At 66.7% G+C, this 16,811-nt stretch carries 15 protein-coding genes; 5 read left to right on the top strand and 10 right to left on the bottom strand.

The window, feature by feature from the left end; translation table 11 throughout:
- The first annotated feature begins 13 nt into the window (after positions 1-13).
- Positions 14-3,187 carry an ATP-binding protein gene (locus B8W69_RS04635; protein ID WP_085288765.1) on the top strand — a complete coding sequence of 1,058 codons (3,174 nt, stop codon included), beginning with the start codon at positions 14-16 and terminating at the stop codon, positions 3,185-3,187.
- A gap of 23 nt (positions 3,188-3,210) precedes the next feature.
- On the opposite strand, the gene B8W69_RS04630 is transcribed toward B8W69_RS04635, so the two are convergent.
- Positions 3,211-3,774, bottom strand: coding sequence for a TetR/AcrR family transcriptional regulator (locus tag B8W69_RS04630; protein WP_085288764.1), 564 nt, complete (start codon positions 3,772-3,774; stop codon positions 3,211-3,213).
- A 196-nt stretch (positions 3,775-3,970) separates the two neighbouring features.
- Here B8W69_RS04630 and B8W69_RS04625 point away from each other — a divergent pair, with 196 nt between their 5' ends.
- Positions 3,971-5,185 (top strand): cytochrome P450, encoded by a 1,215-nt coding sequence (locus B8W69_RS04625; RefSeq protein ID WP_085288763.1) that lies wholly within the window; start codon positions 3,971-3,973, stop codon positions 5,183-5,185.
- Between the two features lie 2 nt (positions 5,186-5,187).
- Here B8W69_RS04625 and cwsA read toward each other — a convergent pair whose 3' ends face one another.
- Positions 5,188-5,622 (bottom strand): cell wall synthesis protein CwsA, encoded by a 435-nt coding sequence (cwsA, locus tag B8W69_RS04620; RefSeq protein WP_085288762.1) that lies wholly within the window; start codon positions 5,620-5,622, stop codon positions 5,188-5,190.
- Between the two features lie 123 nt (positions 5,623-5,745).
- On the opposite strand from cwsA, the gene B8W69_RS04615 reads away from it, so the two are divergent.
- Positions 5,746-6,294, top strand: coding sequence for a peptidylprolyl isomerase (locus tag B8W69_RS04615; RefSeq protein ID WP_085288761.1), 549 nt, complete (start codon positions 5,746-5,748; stop codon positions 6,292-6,294).
- Between the two features lie 23 nt (positions 6,295-6,317).
- On the opposite strand, the gene B8W69_RS04610 is transcribed toward B8W69_RS04615, so the two are convergent.
- Positions 6,318-6,743: a PH domain-containing protein gene (locus B8W69_RS04610; RefSeq protein ID WP_085288817.1), complete on the bottom strand. Its 426-nt coding sequence runs from the start codon at positions 6,741-6,743 to the stop codon at positions 6,318-6,320.
- A gap of 155 nt (positions 6,744-6,898) precedes the next feature.
- Positions 6,899-7,180 (bottom strand): cell division protein CrgA, encoded by a 282-nt coding sequence (gene crgA, locus B8W69_RS04605; RefSeq protein WP_085288760.1) that lies wholly within the window; start codon positions 7,178-7,180, stop codon positions 6,899-6,901.
- A gap of 129 nt (positions 7,181-7,309) precedes the next feature.
- On the opposite strand from crgA, the gene B8W69_RS04600 reads away from it, so the two are divergent.
- Together B8W69_RS04600 and B8W69_RS04595 are read left to right on the top strand one after the other, a co-directional pair.
- On the top strand, positions 7,310-8,053 hold the full coding sequence (locus B8W69_RS04600) for a DUF881 domain-containing protein (RefSeq protein WP_085288759.1): 744 nt from the start codon (positions 7,310-7,312) through the stop codon (positions 8,051-8,053).
- A 39-nt stretch (positions 8,054-8,092) separates the two neighbouring features.
- Positions 8,093-8,779: an aminodeoxychorismate/anthranilate synthase component II gene (locus tag B8W69_RS04595; protein ID WP_085288758.1), complete on the top strand. Its 687-nt coding sequence runs from the start codon at positions 8,093-8,095 to the stop codon at positions 8,777-8,779.
- Here the strand turns inward: B8W69_RS04595 and pknB are convergent.
- Genes pknB through B8W69_RS04565 form a run of 6 tightly spaced genes read right to left on the bottom strand, consistent with a single transcriptional unit; the run spans position 8,757 to position 16,767 of the window.
- Complete coding sequence (gene pknB, locus B8W69_RS04590) at positions 8,757-10,637, bottom strand: Stk1 family PASTA domain-containing Ser/Thr kinase (protein WP_085288757.1); 1,881 nt, start codon at positions 10,635-10,637, stop codon at positions 8,757-8,759. The two genes, B8W69_RS04595 and pknB, sit on opposite strands and share 23 nt — an antisense overlap.
- Positions 10,634-11,920 (bottom strand): serine/threonine-protein kinase, encoded by a 1,287-nt coding sequence (locus tag B8W69_RS04585; protein ID WP_085288756.1) that lies wholly within the window; start codon positions 11,918-11,920, stop codon positions 10,634-10,636. Before B8W69_RS04585 ends, pknB begins: the two co-directional genes overlap by 4 nt.
- Positions 11,917-13,395, bottom strand: a complete 1,479-nt coding sequence (gene pbpA / locus B8W69_RS04580; protein ID WP_085288755.1) for a D,D-transpeptidase PbpA — start codon at positions 13,393-13,395, stop codon at positions 11,917-11,919. Before pbpA ends, B8W69_RS04585 begins: the two co-directional genes overlap by 4 nt.
- A complete protein-coding gene (locus B8W69_RS04575; RefSeq protein ID WP_085288754.1) occupies positions 13,392-14,798 on the bottom strand; it encodes a peptidoglycan glycosyltransferase RodA in 1,407 nt (468 codons plus the stop codon). Before B8W69_RS04575 ends, pbpA begins: the two co-directional genes overlap by 4 nt.
- Entirely contained in the window at positions 14,795-16,303 is a 1,509-nt protein-coding gene (locus tag B8W69_RS04570; protein ID WP_085288753.1) for a PP2C family protein-serine/threonine phosphatase, read from the bottom strand. Before B8W69_RS04570 ends, B8W69_RS04575 begins: the two co-directional genes overlap by 4 nt.
- Positions 16,300-16,767, bottom strand: a complete 468-nt coding sequence (locus tag B8W69_RS04565) for an FHA domain-containing protein FhaB/FipA (protein ID WP_007771646.1) — start codon at positions 16,765-16,767, stop codon at positions 16,300-16,302. Before B8W69_RS04565 ends, B8W69_RS04570 begins: the two co-directional genes overlap by 4 nt.
- Positions 16,768-16,811 lie beyond the last annotated feature (44 nt).

The raw sequence follows: 16,811 nt of genomic DNA, 5'->3' as shown, positions 1-16,811 counted from the left end.
GGCGGAGGGTCGGATGACGGCCGTAGCGGCGTGCCAGACGTGCGGCACCGAGTTCCTCGAGAATGCACGGTTCTGCCACGGATGCGGCTCGCCGGTTACCGACCCCGCCGCACGTGCGGAGTACAAGCAAGTATCGGTGCTGTTCGCCGACGTGGTGCATTCCATGGACATCGCCGCCGCGGTTGGTGCGGAGCGGCTGCGCGAAATCATGGCCGAACTGGTCGACCGCTGCAGCAAGGTGGTACACCGCTACGGGGGCACGGTCGACAAGTTCACCGGCGACGGGATCATGGCGGTGTTCGGCGCGCCCGTAGCAATGGAAGACCACGCTCTTCGCGCCTGTCTGACGGCCTTGGGTGTCCAGGAAGACATCAAGCAGCTTGCGGCCGATGTCCAACAGCGCGACGGTGTGGACCTTCAGCTGCGGGTGGGACTGAACTCGGGTCAGGTCATCGCGGGTGACGTCGGTTCGGGACCGTTGGGCTACACCGCAATTGGCGCGCAAGTCGGGATGGCGCAACGGATGGAATCTGTGGCACCGCCGGGTGGTGTGATGCTCAGCGAATCCACCGCCCGGCTCGTTCAGCCGGGCGCCCTGCTGGGCGAAACGGAGCAGGTGCGCATCAAGGGCAAAGCTTTCCCGGTGCTGGCCCGCCGTCTCCTCAGCCTGACCGGCGGTCCCCAGCGAAGTGACGACTTGCAAGGCGCGTTGGTCGGGCGAGAGCTCGAAGTGACAACGATCGCCGGCCTCCTGGATCGATCGATGAGCGGGCGGGGGTGTGTCGTCTGTGTTGCCGGGCCGCCAGGCATCGGCAAGACGCGACTCACCGATGAGGCGGTCGCGATGGCCCATCGTCGCGGTGTTGTGGTGTCTTCGGTTTTCTGCGAGTCGCATACCAGCGACGTGCCCTTTCTCGTGGCAGCGGGGCTGTTGCGCGAAGCCGCCCGGATAACCGGTCTCGACGACGAAGCAGCGCGCATACAGGTGCGCGCCGGCGTCCCCGACGCTTCCGATGAGGATGTGCTGCTGCTCTACGACCTGATGGGTATCCGTGACCCCGACACACCGCCCCCGACAATCCATCCCGATGCACGGCGACGACGGTTGAGCGCATTGATCAACTCGTTGTCATTGAACCGCACCCAACCGGTTCTCTACGTCATCGAGGATGTGCATTGGATCGATCAGGCCAGCGAGTCGATGCTGGCCGAGTTCCTCACCGTCATACCCCAAACGCCGTCGATGGTGCTGATCACCTACCGTCCCGACTATCGCGGCGCGTTAGCGGAAGTGCCTGGCACACAGACAATCTCGCTGGCGCCGCTGAGCGATTCGGAAGCCGCGGTGCTGCTTGACGAATTGCTGGGCACCGATTCGTCGGTCGCGGGGATCAAAGCGCTCGTGGCCGAACGGGCGGGCGGAAACCCGTTTTTCGCACAGGAGATGGTGCGCGAGCTTGCGGAGCGTGCTGTGCTCACAGGTGACCGCGGCGGTTTCACCTGCGCCACAGATCTGGCCGAGGTCACCGTTCCGGCCACCCTGCAGGCCACGATCGCCGCGCGCATCGACCGTTTGGATCCCGACGCCAAGCAGACTCTGAACGCCGCGGCGGTGATCGGCTCGCGCTTCACGCCGGAACTCCTCGCCGCGGTGGGCAATGCCCCTGCTCTCGAGGCACTCCTGAAGGCTGCGCTGATCGATCAGGTCCGATTCACACCCGGCACCGAGTTCGCGTTCCGCCACCCGCTGATTCGCGCTGTGGCCTACGAATCACAACTGAAAGCCGATCGCGCCCAGATGCACCGCCGTCTGGCCGCCGCCATCGAAGCCCGCGAGCCGGAATCGAGCGACCAGAACGCGGCGCTGATCGCCGAACATCTGGAAGCCGCGGGTGACTTGCACGACGCCTACGGCTGGCACATGCGCGCGGCAATGTGGGCGAGATACCGCGATATCGCTGCGGCACGTCTGAGTTGGGAAAGTGCCACGCGGATCGCCGACGCACTGACCGCCGATAACCCGGACCTGGCGGCCATGTGCATTGCTCCCCGCACCATGTTGTGCGGCATCGCCTGGCGGTTGCATGTCAGCAACGTCGGGGACCGTTTCGAAGAGTTGCGGAAATTGTGCAGTGCCGCGGGGGACAAGCCGTCACTGGCCATTGCGATGGCGGGACTCGTGGTGAATCACGCGTTCCAGGACAGGGTGCGCGAGGCGTCGCGGCTGGCTTCCGAAGCCGTCGCTCTTATCGAGTCCATCAGCGATCCGACCTTGACGGTAGGGCTGTCCTTCACCCCTATCCGCGCCAAGATGGCAAGTGGCGAGTGGTCCGAGATGCTGCGCTTGTCACAGCGAGTCATTGACCTCGCCGAAGGAGACCCGACGAAGGGCAACTTCCTCTTCGGGTGCCCCCTGGCGCTCGCCTTTGCGCAGCGGGCTACCGCCCGTTACGCGCTGGGACTTCCCGGGTGGCGAGATGACCAGCGGCGCGGCCTGGCCGTGGCGCAGGGCGCCGACTCGTTGTCCTACGTCACCGTCGTCAGCTACGTGTACACCGCGGCGGTACCGGCCGGCGCGTTGCGGCCCCACGATTCGACGTTGCGCGAGATCGAGGATGCCTTGGCGATTGCCGAACGATCCGGCGACAACCTCCAGGTGGGGGTCGCCTGGTTGACCTTGGGCCTTGCGCTGGTACACCGGCGTTCGGATGCCGAACGTGATCGCGGACAGCAGTTATTGGCGGAGGTCCGCGAAGTGTTCCTGCGCGGGGGGCACTTCTTGTGCGATATACCGATGATTGATGTGTACGTGGCCCGCGAGACGGCTCGGCGTGGAGATCAGGACCAGGCGATAGCGGAGATGCGTGCGGGCGTCGACCATCTCGCTCGGGCGGGGCAATTATTGTCGTGGGGCATTTTGGCGACGGGTGTTCTGGTGGAGACCCTGCTCGACCGCGGGGCGGAGCGTGATGTCGCCGAAGCTGAGGCCGCAATCGAGCGGTTGGCGGCTGCGCCGGCCGACGAGGGCCTGCTGATAAGGGAGATCTGGTTGCAGCGGGCGAGGGCCTTATTGGCGCGGGCTCGCGGCGATGTCGGCGCTTACACACACTTGAGGGATCGCTACCGCGACCTGGCGAGAACGCTTGGCTTCGAAGGCCACATCGCGTGGGCAGAGGCGATGCAATAGAAGCAGCCTTCGGCCGCCCGTGACTAATCTTCCTTCACTGCCTTCGTGTAGGACGAACCGAGAAAGCGTTCCACCAAGGCGCGCTCAGCGATCGGATCTTTGAGCGGCCAGGCCCACAGTGCCAGGAAGACGCGGATCAGCCACTGCGCGGCCAGCGGGTCGTCGTTGTCGGGCCCCAGCATCTCGGCGGCCAAGGCGGTCACCGTGGGTGAGCTGATGACCCAATCGCTGACCGGGGCAGCGTGGATCGACCGCATGAGCTGAGCCAGCGGATCGGAGCGTAGGCGTTCCAATGCCATGATCGTGGCGGTCACGACCCGCTCGGGGCCTCGAAGGTCCTTGATGGCCCGCCGTGTGGCGTCGACAATGCGAGCCGCTTGAATACCGACCACGGCGTCGCGGATGGTCGCCTTGCCGCCGGCATGCCGGTAGATCGTTGCGGGCGAGCAGTGCACCCGGGCCGCCAAGGCCTCGATCGTGAATCCTTCGTATCCCTGGCGCGCGATGAGGTCGGCCGCCGCGTTGTAGATCCGTTCGGCGGCTTCGCTACGGCGATCGCGGCCCACCAACCAGTCGTCACGCGGCATTCACCCATGCTCCACCACGTTGCGCGATGCGGAAATACTTCTCGCAATGTGAGAAATCTTCGGTAGTTTTCATCACGCGAATCGGCTGCTGGCGGCGGGTACGCGCGGTCGTTCCCCGTCGACCGGAGGCGCGACGGCTCCTCAACTTCTCGGCATCCCATTGACGCTGCGGTGAGCTGCATCGAGCCTGAAACACATGGCGGTCTTGGACAGTGCGATCGAATTCTTCAGCAGCGAGGCGATCCAGGATCCCTACCCGCTGTTCGACCGCATGCGTGCCGAGGCGCCGGTGCACCGCATCGGCGATTCCGTGTTCTACGCGGTGTGCGGTTGGGACGCCGTACTCGAGGCAGTCGACCGCGTCGAAGATTTCTCGTCGAATCTCACCGCCACCGTGGTCTTCCATGACGACGGCTCCGTCACCCCGCTCGACATGGGGCCACCGGGAGGCCCTGCCCACGCGTTGGCCACGGCGGACGACCCGGTACATGCGATGCACCGGAAGATCCTGCTGCCCCACTTGTCGGCCAAACGTGTTCGGATCATTGAAGAATTCGCCGCCCAGACCGCGGACCGTCTCTGGGACGAGAATCTGCGCGATGGCCGGATCCACTGGATGAGTGCGATAGCCAACCGGTTGCCGATGATGGTGGTCTGCAAGCTGCTGGGTCTGCCGGACGATGATGTCGACAGGCTCATTCGGCTCGGCTACGCCACCACCACGTTGCTCGACGGGATCGTCACACCCGACCAGCTCGCAGCGGCCGGGGCCGCGGCAATGGAACTCTCCGGCTATGTCCTCGAGCACTTCGAAAAGGCAAGCGACAACAGAGAAGACGGTTTGATCGCCGATCTGGCAGCCCGCTGCGCGTCGGGTGAGCTCGCGCAGCTGCCGGCGCTCGGGATCATGCTCACCCTCTTCAGTGCCGCCGGAGAGTCGACGGCGTCGCTGCTGGGCAGCGCGGCCTGGATCCTCACCGATCGCCCCGCGATCCAGCAGCAACTTCGCGAAAACCCGCAATTACTAAGCAGTTTCATCGAAGAGACGCTGCGCTTCGAGTCGCCGTTTCGCGGTCATTACCGCCACGTGTGGCGCGACACCACGCTGGCTGGGGTCGAGGTGCCGGCCGGCGCGCACTTGTTACTGATGTGGGGAGCCGCCAACCGCGACCCGACGCACTTTGCGGATCCGGACGAGTTCCGGCTCGACCGCGCGGCCGCCAAGAGCCACGTGAGTTTCGGCAGGGGCGTGCATTTCTGCGTAGGAGCCGCGCTGGCTCGCTTGGAGGCCCACATCGTGCTGCGGATGCTGCTCGAGCGCACCTCATGGATCGACGCGACCGACATCGGCGACTGGCTGCCGAGCATCCTGGTCCGGCGCCGCGAACGGCTTCAGCTGGCTGTGCGGTGATCCTAGGGCCGCGGCTGCACGTCGACGCTGGGCGGACGCGACTGCGGGTCCTGAGGCTTCGCCCGCACGGAGCGCCGGACGAGGGTGAACACGACGGCGCCCCCGGCGAGGACCGCGACGGCGGCGCCGGCAAAGACCAACGGGCGCTTGCCGCGACGCTGCGCGCGCCGCGCATCCTGCAGCGCCTGGGGCAGGCTCGTGACCACTTCCTGCGCCGCGGCCAATTCCTGGGCCAGGGTTTCCTGGGCCGCGGCAAGGTCTCGGGCCAGCCGACCCTCTTGATACCGACGACGCAGCTTCGAGGCGGTCGACTGCGCGGACTGGACACTCAGGCCGACCACTCCCCGGGTGACGTCCACCGGCCCCTGCGCCGAATAGGTCAGGCCGCGGGCCAGTCGCTGCCGCGGGGTCAGCCGGGACTCCGTCTTCGCGCTCATCTGTCGCCTTCCTGTCCCGTGGGTAGAGCTGGCGTGAAGCCGGCCCGCTATCTGAACAGACTGCCAGCATAGGGACGTCGGCGCCGCCTTGGGTGACACCGCGTGCGGCAACGCCCGCCCGTAGTGGCAGACTCTGGTGCCGTGACCAACAGCCCCTTTCAGACTGCTACCGCGACGCTCCACACCAACCGCGGCGACATCAAGGTCGCCCTCTTCGGAAACCACGCGCCCAAGACCGTCGCCAACTTCGTTGGCCTGGCGCAGGGCACCAAGGAGTACTCGACGCAGAACGCATCGGGAGGCTCGTCCGGCCCGTTCTACGACGGCGCGGTCTTTCACCGGGTGATCCGGGGCTTCATGATCCAGGGCGGCGACCCGACCGGGACCGGTCGCGGCGGCCCGGGCTACAAATTCGCGGACGAGTTCCACCCCGAACTGCAATTCGACAAGCCCTACCTGCTGGCGATGGCGAACGCTGGCCCCGGCACCAACGGCTCGCAGTTCTTCATCACGGTCGGCCAAACCCCGCACCTGAACCGGCGCCACACGATCTTCGGTGAGGTGACCGACCCCGAGTCGCAGAAGGTCGTTGACGCGATCTCGACGACGGGCACCGACGGCAACGACCGTCCCACCGAGCCGGTCGTCATCGAGTCGATCACCATCTCCTGAGCCGGCCGTAGGCCGAGGGCCGATCAGCCTTGCTGACGGCCCGCGTAGCCCGCTGCCGTGAGCGCGTCGAGTACCTCCAGCGGATCGGTTCCGAGGTCCCAGCGGGAGAACAACGCCAGGTCGCCATCGCCCGTCTCGACCTCGAGCAACCGCACTTTGCGTCCGTAGCGGCGGAACTCGATGATGCGGATGATCTTGATGTCGGAATGCTGCAATACCTGCGTCCGGAACCAGCCGCGGCGCACCAGGCCGCCGGGCGTGATTGCCAGCTTGGGACGCGCGTGCCACGACACGCCGGCAAACAAGATCAGACCCGCCGCGGCAACGCCCGCCAGAATGCGCCCCGGCGGGTCTGTGACCACCGTCACAGCCGCGATAGCCATCAGAACCCCCGCGGCTCCACAACCTGCGATTCCCGCCGTGTGCGGCTGCCATTGTGTTTGCTGCATGCGGTCCTTAACCCCTCCCACCACTGCCTATGCAGTTATCCACATCAGCTATCAACAGTGGGGATAAATCACACGCGTGTGATTGGGTGGTTACAAAGTTGCTGACGCGGTGACGAATAAGGCCGAAAATGAATTCATTGCGGCGACTGTCCTGCTCAGTGCCAGCGCATCGTGAGCAACAAACCGGTGATCATGAAAGCGAACGCGATCGCGTAGTTCCACGGGCCCAATTGGGCCATCCAATTGAGAGCGGTCGGCGCCTGGCTCCCGACGGCGGCCAACTGGAACACCATCAGCCAGACGAGGCCGACCAGCATGAGACCGATGAACAGCGCGACGAACCACACACTCGAGGGCCCGACCTTGACCTTCACCGGGGTACGGCTGACCGCGCCGACGGTGAAGTCGTTCTTCTTGCGAACCTTGGACTTGGGCATGATTACCTCGCGGATTACCTCAACGACACGGTGAGCGGGACGGGGTGCAACGATAAGCACTGCAGCTGCAGCCATAGCTTGGCTACGAGACTAACTCACCTGGGGCGGTGACCAGGAAACGGAGAGGCGATGATCCAGACGCGCCGATCGCCATGGCGCTGGGGCGTCCCGGTCGTGTGTCTGCTGGCCGGTCTGCTGCTCGCCGCTACCCACGGCGTCTCCGGGGGCGCCGAGATCCGCCGCAGTGACGCCCCGCGGCTGGTGGACCTGGTCCGCGAGACCCAGTCGTCGGTGAACCGTCTCAGCGCGCAGCGCGAAGCGCTGGCGGGCAAGATCGACGCCGCGCACGGGCGGTCGTCCGATGCCGCGCTGGCGGCCATGCTGCGGCGCTCCGGCCAGCTCGCCGGCGAGGCGGGAATGAGCCCGGTGCATGGGCCGGGCCTGGTGGTCACTCTCGCGGACGCACAGCGCGACGCCAACGGCCGTTTTCCCCGCGACGCTTCCCCGGACGATCTGGTGGTGCACCAGCAAGACATCCTGGCCGTGCTCAACGCGCTGTGGAGCGCCGGCGCCGAGGCGATCCAGATGCAGGACCAGCGGATCATCGCGACCTCGGTGCCGCGCTGCGTCGGCAACACCCTCTTGCTCAACGGGCGCACCTACAGCCCGCCGTACACGATCACCGCGATCGGCAACGCGGCCGCCATGCAGGCCGCCCTGGCCGCCGCGCCGCTGGTGATCCTGTACAAGCAGTATGTGGTTCGCTTCGGCCTCGGTTACACCGAAGAGGTCAAGTCCGACGCGCAGGTGGTGGGTCATTTCGAGCCTGACCGTTTGCATTTCGCGCAGCCCAACGGCCCGATCGGCTACTGACCAGCTTCGCGAGCACCGGCGGGGCGGTAACCTGGCACGATGCGGATCCTGGTTGTCGACAACTACGACAGCTTCGTGTTCAACCTGGTGCAGTACCTCGGTCAGCTGGGTGTAGACGCCGAAGTCTGGCGCAATGACGACACCCGGCTCGCCGACGAGGCCGCCGTCGCCCGCCAGTTCGACGGGGTGTTGCTCAGTCCGGGGCCGGGCACCCCGGAACGCGCGGGCGTGTCGATTCCGATGGTTCGCGCGTGCGCCGCCGAGCGGACCCCGCTGCTCGGCGTCTGTTTGGGGCACCAGGCCATCGGCGTCGCCTTCGGTGCCGTTGTCGACCGGGCCCCCGAGCTGCTGCACGGCAAGACCAGCAGCGTCCACCACGGCAATACCGGTGTGCTGCAAGGACTTCCGGACCCCTTCACGGCGACTCGCTACCACTCGCTGACCATCCTGCCCGAGTCGCTGCCGCCGGTGCTTCAGGTCACGGCCCACACCGAAAGCGGCGTGATCATGGGCGTGCGGCACACCGAATTACCGATTCACGGTGTCCAGTTCCACCCGGAGTCGATCCTGACCGAGGGCGGCCACCGGATACTGGCGAACTGGCTCGCCGACTGCGGATGGGAGCGCGACGACACGTTGGTGCGCCGGCTCGAGAACGACGTACACGTCGCGGTGCGACCCTATTTCCCGGCCGACCCGACGGCTACTGACCGAACTTCAGCGTGATGATGCCGTCCCGGTTGACCCCGGAACCGGCCGGCGGGTTCTGATACACCACCCGATGGGACTGAGAGCCACCGGCGTCGACGTCGGCGCCCTTGTCCAAGATGCCCGTCCAGCCCAGCGCGCGTAGCCGTGGCTCGGCGTCGGTCCAGAACATGCCGGATAGGTCGGGCATGATGAACTGGTTGCCCTTGGACACCTGCAGCTCGATCACCGAGTCGACCGGAACCGGCTGTCCCTTGGGCGGATTGGTGCCGATCACCTCACCGGCCGGACGGGGGCTGTCCACCTGCACCTGGGTGACCTTGCTGAAGCCGTAGACGGTCAGGTTCTTCTGCGCGATGTCGACGGTCTGACCCGCGATATCGGGAACCTGCTTGGTCTCCGGCCCGGAGCCGACGATGAGGGTGACGACGTTGGTGATCGCCGATGTCTGGTTGGCCGGCGGGTTGGTCCCGATCACCTTGCCCAGCAGTTCCGGGGTCGACGGCGAGTTGGCCTGCTTGAACTTGCTGAATCCCGCGGCCTTGAGCTTGGTGACCGCGTCGGAGTAGCTCAGCGAGGACACGTCGGGCACCTCGCGCTGTTCGGGCCCGGTGGAGACGTTGATGGTGATCTCGTCGCCCGCAGTGACCGACGCGTTGGCGCCCGGGTCGGTGCCGATGACGTGGTCGGGCGGGATCGCGGAATCCGGCTTCTGCAAGGTGCGGGTCTTGAAGCCGCGGTTCTGCAGCGCCGCGATGGCGTCGGCGGACACCTGCCCGCGCACGTCGGGCACCTGCACATCGCGGGCGCCACCGCCGAACGTGTTGAACGCGATGACGACAACGATCGTCAAAATCGCCAGCGCGGCGACCGCGACGATCCAGCGGCCGACCGAGCCGACGTTGCGGTCCTCGCCCGCGTCGGCGAGAACCTGACGCGGCAGCGGATCGGTCCGCGACGGGCCGGCGGCGCCGGGAGTGGACGACAGCAGCGAGCTCCGATCGGCATCGGTGAGCACCTTTGGCGCTTCGGGCTTTTCGCCGTTGTGCACCCGAATAAGATCGGTACGCATCTCCGCCGCGGTCTGATAACGGTTGTCGGGATTCTTCGCCAGCGCCTTGAGCACCACGGCGTCGAGGTCGGCGGAGATGCCCTCGTGCCGCTGTGACGGCGGGATCGGGTCTTCCCGAACATGTTGGTAGGCAACGGCAACCGGCGAATCACCGGTGAAAGGCGGCTCGCCCGTGAGGATTTCGTAAAGCACACAGCCCAACGAGTACACGTCGGAACGGGCGTCGACGGTGTCGCCGCGGGCCTGCTCGGGCGAGAGATACTGCGCGGTTCCGATCACCGCGGCGGTCTGGGTGACGCTGTTGCCGCTGTCCGCGATCGCGCGGGCGATACCGAAGTCCATCACCTTGACCGCGTTGGTGGTGCTGATCATGATGTTGGCCGGCTTGACGTCTCGGTGGATGATGCCGTTCTGGTGGCTGAAGTTCAGCGCCTGACACGCGTCGGCGATGATCTCGATGGCCCGGCGCGGCGGCAGCGGGCCATCGGTGTGCACGATGTCGCGCAGGGTGACGCCGTCGACGTACTCCATGACGATGTAGGGCAGCGGCCCGGTGGGTGTCTCGGCCTCGCCGGTGTCGTAGACCGCGACGATGGACGGGTGGTTCAGCGCGGCGGCGTTTTGCGCCTCGCGCCGGAAGCGTAGGTAGAAGCTGGGGTCGCGGGCCAGATCCGCGCGCAGCACCTTCACCGCGACGTCGCGATGCAAACGGACGTCGCGGGCCAGGTGAACCTCGGACATACCCCCGAAGCCGAGGATCTCGCCCAGTTCGTAACGGTCGGACAGGTGCTGCGGCGTGGTCATTGATGTGTTCCGTGTCGGGCCGGCACGTTGTGGAAGCCGGAGGTCCCTATTGTCCCGTCATCCGGCCAATCGAGTCGCATTTCGGGCCGGGCCCCCGAACCGCTCGGTGTCTTGCTCGCCGGCGGAGGCGCCGAGGCGGGCGGCGTCCCGGTGTCGGTCACCGTCGGTGGCTGTTGCTGCTGGTCGGCCTTCGAATTGATGACGATGAGCACCGCGATGATGATCGCCAGCGCGCCGAGCACGCCGGCCGCCCACAGCAGCGCGCGCTGACCCGAGGAGAAGGTACGCCGAGCCGGGGGTGGGCGGTGTCCGCCGGTGGTCGGTCGCGACCGACGGGGCGCCGCGCTTCGGCTCGGCGACACCGCGGCCGCGCGGGTGGTCGGGCTGGACGGTATGGCCGCCGGCGAGGCCCGGCCGGCGGGCGGTGTCGCGCTGGGCCGTGGCGGACGACGACCGGCGCGCACCGCGGCCACGGCGTCGGCGAACGGCCCGCCGCTGCGGTATCGCATCGCGGGGTTTTTCACCAGGGTGATCTCGATGAGTTCGCGCACGTTAGGCGGCAGCTCGGCGGGCAGCGGCGGCGGCGGTTCCTTGATGTGCTTCATCGCCACCGTCAGCGCGCCGTCACCGGTGAACGGCCGCTTGCCCGAAACAACCTCGTAGCCAACGACTCCCAGCGAGTACACGTCGCTGGACGGGGTGGCGTCGTGGCCCAAAGCCTGCTCGGGTGCGATGTATTGGGCGGTGCCCATCACCATCCCGGTCTGGGTCACCGGTGCGGCGTCGACGGCCTTGGCGATACCGAAGTCGGTGATCTTCACCTGGCCGGTCGGGGTGATCAAGATGTTGCCCGGCTTGACGTCGCGGTGCACCAGCCCGGCCGCGTGCGCCACCTGCAGTGCGCGTCCCGTCTGCTCGAGCATGTCCAGGGCGTGGCGCAGCGACAGTCGGCCGGTGCGCTTGAGCACCGAGTTCAGCGGCTCGCCGTTGACCAGCTCCATCACCAGATAGGCGGTGCGGCCCTCCCCGTCCAGCTGACTTTCGCCGTAGTCGTGGACGGCCGCGATCCCCGGGTGGTTGAGCATCGCGGTGGTACGCGCCTCGGCGCGGAACCGCTCAATGAACTCGGGGTCCTGGGAGAACTCCTGCTTGAGCACCTTCACCGCGACGCGTCGGCCCAGCCGGCTGTCTACCGCCTCCCACACCTGACCCATGCCGCCGGTGGCGATCAGGCGCTGTAGGCGGTACCTGCCAGACAGCGTCACACCAACTCGCGGGCTCATGGTCCTCCCTGTAGCGCGGCCTGGATCACAGCCCGTCCGATCGGCGCGGCGAGTGCACCCCCTGTCGCGGACAGGCGGTCGGCGCCATTCTCCACCAACACCGCCACAGCGACCTTCGGGGTCTGTGCGGGCGCGAAAGCGATGTACCACGCGTGCGGCGGGGTGTGCCGCGGATCGCTGCCATGCTCTGCGGTACCAGTCTTCGATGCGATCTGCACGCCGGGAATGGCCCCTTTCTGCTGTGCGACCTTCTCGGCGCCGACCATCAGCTCTGTTAGCTTAGCGGCGACCTGCGGTGACACGGCGCGCCGCTGCTCATACGGTGCCGTGGTGCTGATCGTGGTCAGGTCTGGCCCCTTGAGGCTGTCGATCAGGTAGGGCTGCATCGTCACCCCATCGTTCGCGATGGTCGCGGCGATCTCGGCGTTCTGCAGGGGTGTCATCGCGACGTCCTTCTGGCCGATGCTCGACATTCCCAGCGCCGCGGCGTCCGGAATGATCCCCACGGTCGACTCCGCGACCTGCAGCGGGATGACGCTGGGCGTGCTGTCCAGCCCGAACGAGTGCGCCATGTTGCGTAGCGCGTCGGAGCCGGTGAGCATGCCGAGCTGGACGAATGCCGTGTTGCAGGACAGGGCGAAGGCCTGCCGCAGCGACACCGTCGGCTCGTTTCCACACGATTCCCCACCGTAGTTCTCCAAAGTTGCCGTGCTGTTGGGCAGCGGGATGGAGGGCGCCGCCGTCAGCTGCTCGGTGTCGGAGGCCCCGGCCTGCAGCGCGGCCGCGGTGGTGATCACCTTGAAGGTGGAGCCGGGTGGGTACGTCTCCGAGATCGCACGGTTGGTCAGCGGGTTGTTGGGGTCGTCACGCAACTTCTGCCACGCTTGCGCCTGCACCTCGGGATCGTGCGACGACAGCAGGTTGGGGTCATAGGACGGCGACGACACCATCGCCAGGATCTTGCCGGTCGACGGCTCGAGGGCGACGACGGCGCCCTTGCACGGCGGGCCGCCGCAGCCCTGTTGCATCGCGTCCCAGGCGGCGCGCTGGATCCGCGGCTTGATCGTGGTGTCGACATTCGCGCCGCGCGGGTCACGGCCGGTGAAGAAGTCGGCCAGCCTGCGCCCGAACAGCCGCTCGTCGGACCCGTTCAACAGCGGATCCTCGGCGCGTTCCAGGCCGGTGCTGGAATAGCGCAGCGAATAGAAGCCGGTGACGGGTGCGTACTCCGCCGGGTTGGGGTAGACGCGCAGGAAGCGGTAGCGGTTGTCGGTGGCGGCCGAATAGGCCAGCAGCTGGCCGCCTGCCACAATCTGGCCGCGCTGGCGCGAATACTCGTCGAGCAAAACCCGCTGATTGCGCGGGTCGGCACGCAGCGAGTCGGCGGCGAAGACCTGCGTCATCGTGGCGTTGATCAACAGCAACACGATCAACGCCATCACGGTCACCGAGATCCGGCGCAGAGAGGCGTTCATACTTTCTCGATCACCTCTGTGCTGGCCGCCGCGATCGGCGGCTTGCGGGTGCGGCTGCGCAGGGGACGACGGGCGCTGTGCGAGATGCGCGCCAGGATGGCCAGCAGCACGTAGTTCGCCAGCAGGGACGAGCCCCCGTAAGACATCCACGGCGTTGTCAGGCCGGTCAGCGGAATGAGTTGGGTTACCCCGCCGACGACGATGAACAGCTGAAGGGCCAGCGTCGACGCCAGGCCCGCGGCCAGGAGCTTGCCGAAGCTGTCGCGGGTGGCGATCGCCGTGCGCAGGCCCCGCACGATCACGATGGTGTAGAGCATCAGAATGCTGGCCAGGCCCACCAGCCCCAGTTCTTCGCCGAACGCGGCGATGATGAAGTCGGTCGAAGCGGCCGGTACGGTGTCGGGCTGACCGTTACCCAGGCCGGTCCCGAAGATCCCGCCGGTGGCAAAACTGAAGAGCGACTGGACAATCTGGTAGCCGCTCCCGTCGGGGTCGGAGAACGGGTCCCACCACATCTGCACGCGGACCCGGACGTGGGCGAAAATGTAATACGCGACAACGCTTCCCGCGATGAACAGCACTAGGCCGATCCCCACCCAGCTGAAGCGTTGAGTGGCGAGGTACACCACCACCAGAAACGAGGTGTACAGCAATAGCGATGTGCCGAGATCTTTTTCGAACGCCATCACGCCGACCGAGATCACCCACGCCGCCAGCAGGGGCGCGAGGTCGCGCGGACGGGGCAGGGTCAGTCCCATGAAATGCTTACCGACGCTGGTGAACAGGCCGCGCTTGGCGATCAGCACCGCGGAGAAGAAGATCAGCAGCAGGATCTTGGAGAACTCGGCGGGCTGAATTGAGAAGCCGGGGAAGCGAATCCAGATCTTGGCGCCGTTCTGCTCGGACAGCGACGCCGGCAGCAGGGCAGGGATCACCAGGAAGACCAGGCCGACCAGGCCGCAGATGTAACCGTAGCGCGCCAGTTGCCGATGGTCTTTCAGGAACGTGACCACCAGCGAAAAGGTAACCACGCCGATCAGGGTCCACAGCATCTGCTGGGTCGCACTGGGGTGGTGTCGTCCGCTGAGTTGATTGGTGACCAGGTCGAGTCGGTGAATCATGACCAGGCCAAGGCCGTTGAGCAAGGCCACGATCGGCAACAGCAGCGGATCGGTGTAGGGCGCGAAACGTCGGATCGCCATGTGCGCCGACCCGAAGACGATGAGGAACACCAGCCCGTAGCTGATCGCGGTCCAGTGCAGATCGCGCTCCTGGTTGGCTTCAACTATCAGCAGCGCGGCGACAGTGATCAGTGAGGCGAAGCCCAGCAGCAGCAACTCGGCATTACGCCGGGTAGGCAACGGGGGCGTGACCGCGACCGGCGGCTGAAGTTGGGTCGTCATGCCACCGTCCGGCAATCGATGCCCGGTTGAAGTGGCGGCCCGGGAAGCGCGGTGACTGTCTGCGACGTGGTCGTCGGGCCTGCCGGCGCAGAGTTCGCGGGGCCGTTGGCGCTCGTGCTCGGTGAGGGGCTGGCGCTCGAAGAGCTGGTGGTCGGTGGTGCGGGCGATGCGGTGGTGCCGGATTCTGGTGTTCCGCTGCGGGCGCCCGGTGAGCCGGGCGGTGACGTCGCGCGCGGGGGCGGACAGATCGGCAACAGATATTCGGCCAGAAGCTGCCGCAGCTGCGACTCGGCCTGGTCCAGGCTGCCGCCCGGCAACCCGGTTTGGACTTGCACTTGTCCGGGGCGGCGCAGGTCTTGCAGCGTCATCAGCTGGCAATTGGGGTGGCCACTGGATTGCCCGTAGCTGACCAGGGAGAGCTCGTTGCGGGCGTTGAGGCAGCCCACCAGGTAGGGCTCCTGCAACGGGATGCCCAGCAGGGTGCCCTGGATCCCGCGGACGATGGAGATCCTGCCGCTGTATTCCGCGACGTAGTAGTTGCGTTGAATGACCCACCATCCGACGGTGAGGCCCGCGAACACCAACAGCACCGCCAGGCCGACGGCCATGTACATCTTCTGGCGCGACCAGCGCGGCCGGTTCGGTGTCTCCGGTTGCGGCGCAACGCGTTTGGCGGCCTCTTCACGGGGCCGAATCGCCGAGGCGCGGCCGGCCGAGGTGTTGGGCAGGGTCATCTGATCCTCGTCGCCCGACACCGCGCCGGCGAGAATCGGCTGGGTCTGCCCGTAGTCGTAGTCGACCACGTCGGCGACCACGACGGTCACGTTGTCCGGCCCGCCGCCGCGCAGCGCCAACTCGATGAGGCGGTAGGCGGCCTCGGCGACATCGGGGATCTGCAGGGCCTCGAGGATGGTCTCGTCGCTCACCGGATCCGATAACCCGTCCGAGCAGAGCAGATAGCGGTCACCGGCGCGCGCCTCGCGCATGGTCAACGTCGGCTCGACCTCGTGGCCGGTGAGCGCCCGCATGATCAACGACCGCTGCGGGTGGCTGTGAGCCTCTTCTCGGGTGATGCGGCCTTCATCGACCAGGGTCTGGACGAACGTGTCGTCCTTGGTGATCTGGGTCAGCTCCCCGTCGCGCAGCAGGTAGCCGCGCGAGTCGCCGATGTGCACCATCCCGATGCGGTCGCCCGCGAACAGGATCGCGGTGAGCGTGGTGCCCATCCCCTCCAGCTCGGGCTCGGCCTCCACCTGTGCGGCGATGGCCGCATTGCCGGAACGCACCGCGTTGTCGAGCTTGGCCAGCAGATCGCCGCCCGGCTCGTCGTCATCGAGGTGGGCCAGCGCGGCGATCACCAGCTGGGACGCCACCTCGCCGGCTGCATGACCACCCATGCCGTCGGCCAGCGCGAGCAGCCGTGCGCCCGCATAGACGGAATCTTCGTTGTTGGCGCGTACCAGGCCGCGATCACTCCGCGCGGCATATCGCAGGACCAGGGTCACGGGCGCAACTCAATCGCCGTTTTGCCGATTCGAATCGGTGTTCCGATCGGAACTCGTACCGCAGTCGTCACCTTCGCCCTGTCAAGGTAAGTGCCGTTGGTCGATCCTAGATCCTCGACGTACCACTCCGAGCCGCGCTGAGACAGCCTGGCGTGCCGCGTCGAGGCGTAGTCGTCGGTAAGCACCAGCGTCGAGTCGTCGGCCCTGCCGATCAAGACCGGCTGTCCGCTCAGCGTGATGCGTCCGCCGGCCAGCGCGCCTTCGGTGACCACCAGGTACCGAGCCGCGTGGCGGCGCTGGCGCGAAGGCAACAGCGTGCTCCGCAGCGCCAAACCACGTCGTACCATGACAGCACCGGTGGGCGCGTAGATGTCGGTCCGAAGGATTCGCAGCACGGACCAGATGAATACCCACAGCAACATTAAAAATCCGGCGCGCGTCAGCTGCAGTACCAGTCCCTGCATCTGGCGTCCTTTCCGTCCTAGCGTCGCATTCCTGGCGCCCGTGA

This window comes from Mycolicibacterium vulneris, from assembly GCF_002104765.1.
Taxonomy (GTDB): domain Bacteria; phylum Actinomycetota; class Actinomycetes; order Mycobacteriales; family Mycobacteriaceae; genus Mycobacterium; species Mycobacterium vulneris.
Note: the sequence above shows the minus strand (reverse complement) of the source record. Positions and strands in the feature narration are given on the sequence as shown.

Bases quoted from the DNA above. Each gene is read 5' to 3' on its own strand.
- crgA (WP_085288760.1), bottom strand. From the start codon at position 7,180: ATGCCCAAGTCCAAGGTTCGCAAGAAGAACGACTTCACCGTCGGCGCG.
- B8W69_RS04610 (WP_085288817.1), bottom strand. From the start codon at position 6,743: ATGCAGCAAACACAATGGCAGCCGCACACGGCGGGAATCGCAGGTTGT.
- pknB (WP_085288757.1), bottom strand. From the start codon at position 10,637: ATGACCACGCCGCAGCACCTGTCCGACCGTTACGAACTGGGCGAGATC.
- B8W69_RS04575 (WP_085288754.1), bottom strand. From the start codon at position 14,798: ATGACGACCCAACTTCAGCCGCCGGTCGCGGTCACGCCCCCGTTGCCT.
- B8W69_RS04585 (WP_085288756.1), bottom strand. From the start codon at position 11,920: ATGAGCCCGCGAGTTGGTGTGACGCTGTCTGGCAGGTACCGCCTACAG.
- pbpA (WP_085288755.1), bottom strand. From the start codon at position 13,395: ATGAACGCCTCTCTGCGCCGGATCTCGGTGACCGTGATGGCGTTGATC.
- B8W69_RS04630 (WP_085288764.1), bottom strand. From the start codon at position 3,774: ATGCCGCGTGACGACTGGTTGGTGGGCCGCGATCGCCGTAGCGAAGCC.
- B8W69_RS04565 (WP_007771646.1), bottom strand. From the start codon at position 16,767: ATGCAGGGACTGGTACTGCAGCTGACGCGCGCCGGATTTTTAATGTTG.
- B8W69_RS04600 (WP_085288759.1), top strand. From the start codon at position 7,310: ATGATCCAGACGCGCCGATCGCCATGGCGCTGGGGCGTCCCGGTCGTG.
- B8W69_RS04595 (WP_085288758.1), top strand. From the start codon at position 8,093: ATGCGGATCCTGGTTGTCGACAACTACGACAGCTTCGTGTTCAACCTG.
- cwsA (WP_085288762.1), bottom strand. From the start codon at position 5,622: ATGAGCGCGAAGACGGAGTCCCGGCTGACCCCGCGGCAGCGACTGGCC.
- B8W69_RS04625 (WP_085288763.1), top strand. From the start codon at position 3,971: ATGGCGGTCTTGGACAGTGCGATCGAATTCTTCAGCAGCGAGGCGATC.
- B8W69_RS04635 (WP_085288765.1), top strand. From the start codon at position 14: ATGACGGCCGTAGCGGCGTGCCAGACGTGCGGCACCGAGTTCCTCGAG.